This window comes from Brevundimonas sp. (assembly GCF_032107865.1).
GTDB lineage: Bacteria > Pseudomonadota > Alphaproteobacteria > Caulobacterales > Caulobacteraceae > Brevundimonas.
The window spans coordinates 1-5,497 of the sequence record NZ_DAMCNG010000179.1 but is presented as its reverse complement, the minus strand read 5'-3'; the positions used below and the strand labels follow the sequence as shown (position 1 = coordinate 5,497).

Sequence of the window (5,497 nt, the reverse complement as noted above, 5' to 3'; positions counted from 1 at the left end):
GGAAGGCGCCAAGTCCCTTTCGGCCGTGCCGCGCCTGCCCTCGGCCGAGGACAGCGCTCGTCTGTTCGCCGCCGCCAACAGCGGTTCGGGCCTGAACCTGACCAACGCCCAGCGCGGCGCGCCGTTCACGCCCGCCATTGTCAACTCCCTGGCCATCGCGGCCCTGGCGGCCCTGGGCGCAGCGGGCGAGGACGCCAAGGCCAACACCGACGCCCTGACGACCGAATCGAACAATGAGTTCTGCCTCAACATGTCGAAGTTGATGCTGTTCCAGTGCTTGGCGGCGGCCAAGCCGAACTACGAGGACATCTTCTGCGCCGGTCGTCACGTCGTCCGCGACCTGGCCCAATGCACCTCGCAGTACACGGGACCGATGCCTACCATCACCGTGGCCGTGCCGCCTGCAGGCGCGCCTACGCCGATGGCTCAGGCGCAGAACCAGTCCCCGGCCGCAGCAACCCCCAACGGCTAAGGCTGATTATCGCTGCGGGCTGAGCCGGGGCGGTTGCGTCCGCCCTGTGTTCCGTGTAATAGCCCGCGCTCTTGAATTCGAAGGGTTCATGACCCCGCCGCGCGGGACACGGTTCTGCGCAGGCGTTTACTTGTATTGAAGGCGAGCCCGATGGCTGAGATCATTCTGAACGTTGATGTCCGCGAAAACGTGGGCACCGGCGGCGCCCGCGCCGCGCGCCGCGAAGGCGCCGTCCCCGGCGTGCTGTACGGCGGCGACAAGGCCCCGGTGGCCATCTCCGTGAACGAACGCGAGTTCCGCAAGTCGCTGTACACCGGCAAGCTGATCGGTCACCTGGTGACCCTGAAGTACGGCAAGGAAACCCAGCCGGTCATCGCCAAGGACATTCAGTTCGATCCGGTTTCCGACCGCCCGATGCACTTCGACCTGATGCGCGTCGGCGCCAAGGAAGAAATCAAGATCGAAATCCCGGTCGCCTTCGTCAACGCTGACGAAGCCCCCTACACCCGCCAGGGCGGCATGCTGGAAGTCGTGCGCCACACCGTCGAGATCATGGTCCGTGCCGACCGTATCCCGGCTGAACTGGTCGTCGACCTGAAGGGCCGCGAGATCGGCGAGAACATCCGCATCTCGGACATCCAACTGCCGGAAGGCGCCTCGGCGACCATCACCGACCGCGACTTCATGATCGCCGCGATCAAGAACTCGGCCGCTGGCCAGTCGGACGCCGGCGACACCACGACGGAAGCCGAAGAAGCCTAATCGGCTTTTACTTTCCCCTACCGCCCCTGCGCACGGCGCAGGGCTGCTTGAGGGGGTGAGGAAATCAGCCCCGCCGGGTTCGCCCGGCGGGGCTTTTCTTTGTCTGAAGCACGGGGCATGAGAACCGCATGATCATCATCGCCGGCCTGGGCAACCCCGGCCCCAAATACGAAAAGAACCGCCACAACATCGGCTTCATGGCCGTGGACGAGATCGCCAGCCGCTGGCGCTTCGGCCCGTCGCGCGCCAAGTTCCAGTCGATCGTCGCCGATGGCGAGATCGAGGGGACCAAGATCCTTCTGATGAAGCCCCAGACCTATATGAACGAGAGCGGCCGGGCCGTCGGCGAGGCGGCGCGCTTCTACAAGGTGAAGCCCGAACACGTCATCGTCTTCCACGACGAGATCGACCTGGCCCCCGGCCGCTTCCGCATGAAGAAGGGCGGCGGCGCAGCGGGCCAGAACGGAATCCGCAGCCTGATCAGCCATCTGGGGGCCGATTTCCGCCGCGCCCGCATGGGCGTCGGCCACCCCGGCGAGCCTCAGTTGGTCATGCACCACGTCCTGGGCGACTTCCACAAGGCCGACAGGCCCTGGCTGGACCCCATGCTGCAGGCCTGCGCCGACGCCCTGCCCTTCGCGGTGAATGGCGACGACGAACGCTATCAGGGCGAAGTCATGCGCCTGGCCCCAGCGCCGAAATTCAGCCCCAGACAGGCGGCTAAGGGGGAGTAACCCTCTCCCGCTGGGAGAGGGTCGATCAATCCGTCGTCGTCCAAGCGGCCGTCAACGTCGCCGCACCGTTCGCCGGCACGCTCATTGTCCAGACCGGATAGCCGGTGTCGTCCACCCGACTGCGCACCGACTGGCTGCGGATACGGAAACCGCGCTGTCCGGCCGCATCGGCGACCAGTTCGACCGTCACAGGCTCAGAGCGGGCGTTGGTGACTGTGGTCTCGACCTCAGTGCGCTCGGTCGTGACGGCGCCGCGCGTCGAACGGCCGGACTTCACCAGTCGCGTCTGCACCCGCACGTCCGGCGATTCGCCAAAGGTCAGCCGCACCGGCAGGCCCACCCCCTTGTCCTCGAACCGGTCCTGACCGGCCAGCAGCACGCCGCCCGCCCCGTCCGGCTGCATCACCGCCACCGAGCCGCCCGGCAGGGCCACGCCCAGCCCAGCGCCCTCCTCGTTGCGCAGTTTCATAACGATGGCCGTGGGTTGCGATTCCTCGTCCGGGTTCAGCACCCCGGCGCGATAGACCCGTTCATAGGCCACGCCCTCGCGCTCCAGAAAGCGCACCTGCTTGGTTTGCCGCGCCGCGACGGTCGTGGGCTCAGGCAGGGTGTAGATCTTGTAGTCGCCCAGTTCTCCCTGTTCAGCCAGCTTCGGAGCGCGCGCCATGCGGCTGCCGGTAATGACGACATCCGCCACCTCCATCGCCATTGGCCTCGGCGGAGCCGGCGGCGGCGGAGGAGGCGGCGCGCCGCCATAGCCCGCGAATTGCCCTGAACCGAACGTCGTCGTTCCCTGCGGCCAGCACTGGTTCTGCTGATAGCGGACCAACGGCTCGACCGGCACGGTGCCTGCGTCCTTCCTCAGCGTGCCCGCCACCACCTGCACCGGCGCATCGGGGAAGCCCGTGCCGCCGAAGTTGGCCAGCGTGACCCAGCCGGTCAGGTCCAGCGTCCCGTCCGTCGGGTCCAGCCGCGCCACATAGTCGGCCGACCACTGCAGCCCCGTGGTCAGATAGGCCAGCGTCACCGTATGCCGCCCCGCCCGCTCAGCCCGCGTGCGAACAGACAGGGTCGGCTGGTCGCCCAGCCCCTCGGGCACGCGGTCGAACACGACCCGCTCGGTCTGGCCAGAGCAGTCCAGCGCCTCGAACCGGCCGTCGATCTCCAGCACCGTCCCTTGGGCGCCCGCGCGGATGACCGCGGCCTTCTCGACCTGCTCGCCGGTCGCGGGATTGGTGCGGACGACGCGCACCACCTCACCGACGGACTTCTCCATCAGGCTGGCGGGCGACAGAAGGTCGAAGTCGGCGTTGCGCTCGACCACATGGGCGGGCAGGCCCTCCAGCACCGCGCTCTGCGGCACGACCCCGGTGGCCAGTCCGCGGAAACGGATGATCCCCTCGCCCGCCGGAAGATCGACCGTGCGCGTCTCGACGATCAGGGCCAGCCCCTGCCGGTCCAGACGACTCCACGGCTGGCGTGACTGCGCCATCAGGGCGACCGTATCGACCGGTTGGTCGCGATAGATCACCACCGTCGCCCCGTCAGGACGCGCGGATACGCTTTCCGTCTGGGCCCATGCCTTGGGGGTCCAGGCCGTGGGCGCCAGAAGGCTCAACCCCGTGGTGATCGCCAGAAGGCGGCGCATGAGATCAACCGCCCGTGGTGATGGTCGCGGTCAGCTTGGTCTCGCCGTTGGCGGGCACCGGCACGCGCCAGACAACGGTGCGCGCATCGCGCATCTCGCCCGTGATGCTCTGGTCCGTCAGTTCGGTGTCGCGGCCCAGACCGCGCTGGCGCACCTCGACCGTCACCGCCTCAGGGCGGGCGTTGCGGACGGTGTATTCCATCGCGTAGCGGGTGCGGAAATAGTCGACCAGGCGCTTGGAGGTGCGCTCCGACGACACCAAACGCGGCTGCACCGTCACATCGAAGGCGTCGCCCGTCGTCACCACGATCTCGGACCCGGCAGGCGAGTGATCGACCTGGCTTTCGCCGATGAAGCGCGGCTCGCCCGCCTCATCCTTCACATAGACGCGGATCACCCCCGCCGGCAGGGCGCGCGCCGCGTCGCCCGATCCGTTGGCGAAGATGACCCCGACCTCGGCCGCGATCGGCTCCTCGGCGCTGTAGAAGCCGTCGACCACCCGCAGATAGCGCTTGGTCGCGGGCACGCCCGCCGCGTCGATCAGGCCGACCTGCTTGGTCTGGTTGTTGGCGACCGTCACGGCCTCGGGCAGCGGATAGACATAGACATCCGCCAATGCGCTCTCCCCGCCCGACTGGGTTCCATTGCCGCGCACGCCGCCGCCACGCATCGGCGGGCGCGGGTTGTAGCCGCCCTGATTAATCAGATTGACGTCGCCCGCCACCACTCGTGTCTGGGCGTTGCTGAAGGTCGCGCCCGAGTTGTTGGTCAGCGTCACCCAGCCGGTCAGGTCGAGCTTGCCCGCCTTCTCGTCGAAACGAGCGACATAGTCCGCCTTCCACGTCAGGCCGCTGGTCAGATAGGACAGGGTCGTCTCGCGGCGACCGGCCCCCTCGGCGTCCAGCGTCACGCTGAGCGTCGGGCGCGGACGCAGGTTCTGCGGCACTCGGTCGAAGATGACCCGTGTCGGCACGCCGTCGTCGCGCAGCACCTCGATGCGGTTGCCGATCTGCAGCACCACGCCCTGATTCGCCGCCAGCACGCGCGCGCGCTCGGTCGATTGCGCGCCCGAACCGGGGTTGGTGCGGACGATGCCGACCTCATTGCCGACAGCGCTTTCCATCAGCTTGCCCGGCGTCAGCAGGTCATAGTCGAAGTTCTGCTCGACCACCGACAGGCCGCGCCCCGACAGGCCGACCGTCTCGGGCCGGATGCTAGCCGAAACGCCCGGAAACTCCTGACGCGAGCGCCCGGCGGGCACGTTCAGGTTCCGCACATCCTCCACCAGGGCGATGTTCTGATTATAGACCGTCAGGGAGACGCGATCGGGACCGCCCGGCCCCTCCTCCACCTGTTGCGCGGCCGCAGGCGCGGCAAGAAGCAGGGCGAGAGCGAAGGGTCCGATGGCGCGGATCATGCGTATCCTCGATGACTGTCCAAGCGTCACGCTGCACTGCGAAGGCGGTCTTGTCGAGGCCGCACGCGACGCCGCGCCGCCCCTCGCCGGTCTAGCTTCCCCGCCTGGGAAGGTTTAAGCCCTGCCTCGTGACCCGCTCCCAGTCTGAAAACTGGTCGACCTGGCGCTCGCTGGCCTTCCTGGCCGCGACGTTCGCCATCGTGATCGGCAGCCTGATGCCGTTTGCCGCGCTGGCGGCCTCCACGCCGGGCCAGCCCATCGTCATCTGCTCGGCCGATGGTCCCCAAACCATCCAGTCCGGCGGCGTCGACGGCCCGGCCAAGGAGCATATGGGGGCCAAGTGCGCCGCCTGCGTCATGCCGCTACTGGCCGCCTTGCCCGCACCCGCCGCGCCGGAACCGGCGCCGGTCGTGCGGATCACCGAAGCGGTCGTCTACGCCCCCTTCATCGTCAGCCCGCCGCCC

Annotated in this window: 5 protein-coding genes and 1 pseudogene; 4 read left to right on the top strand and 2 right to left on the bottom strand. The window is 68.2% G+C overall.

Annotated features, from left to right (window positions below):
- From RT567_RS13050 to pth, 3 genes and pseudogenes are all read left to right on the top strand, one after another.
- Nucleotides 1-472 (top strand): annotated as a pseudogene (locus RT567_RS13050) (hypothetical protein); the annotation flags it as partial.
- Nucleotides 473-622: 150 nt separating this feature from the next.
- The gene (locus RT567_RS13045; protein ID WP_313576742.1) at nucleotides 623-1,234 is read left to right on the top strand and encodes a 50S ribosomal protein L25/general stress protein Ctc; all 612 of its coding nucleotides are present in this window, start codon (nucleotides 623-625) and stop codon (nucleotides 1,232-1,234) included.
- A 128-nt stretch (nucleotides 1,235-1,362) separates the two neighbouring features.
- Nucleotides 1,363-1,968, top strand: coding sequence for an aminoacyl-tRNA hydrolase (pth, locus tag RT567_RS13040; protein ID WP_313576741.1), 606 nt, complete (start codon nucleotides 1,363-1,365; stop codon nucleotides 1,966-1,968).
- Between the two features lie 25 nt (nucleotides 1,969-1,993).
- Here pth and RT567_RS13035 read toward each other — a convergent pair whose 3' ends face one another.
- Nucleotides 1,994-3,616 (bottom strand): DUF4139 domain-containing protein, encoded by a 1,623-nt coding sequence (locus RT567_RS13035; RefSeq protein ID WP_313576740.1) that lies wholly within the window; start codon nucleotides 3,614-3,616, stop codon nucleotides 1,994-1,996.
- 4 nt (nucleotides 3,617-3,620) lie between these two features.
- Complete coding sequence (locus tag RT567_RS13030; protein ID WP_313576739.1) at nucleotides 3,621-5,033, bottom strand: DUF4139 domain-containing protein; 1,413 nt, start codon at nucleotides 5,031-5,033, stop codon at nucleotides 3,621-3,623.
- 128 nt (nucleotides 5,034-5,161) lie between these two features.
- On the opposite strand from RT567_RS13030, the gene RT567_RS13025 reads away from it, so the two are divergent.
- On the top strand, nucleotides 5,162-5,497 hold a 336-nt coding region (locus RT567_RS13025), incomplete at its 3' end, for a DUF2946 family protein (RefSeq protein WP_313576738.1).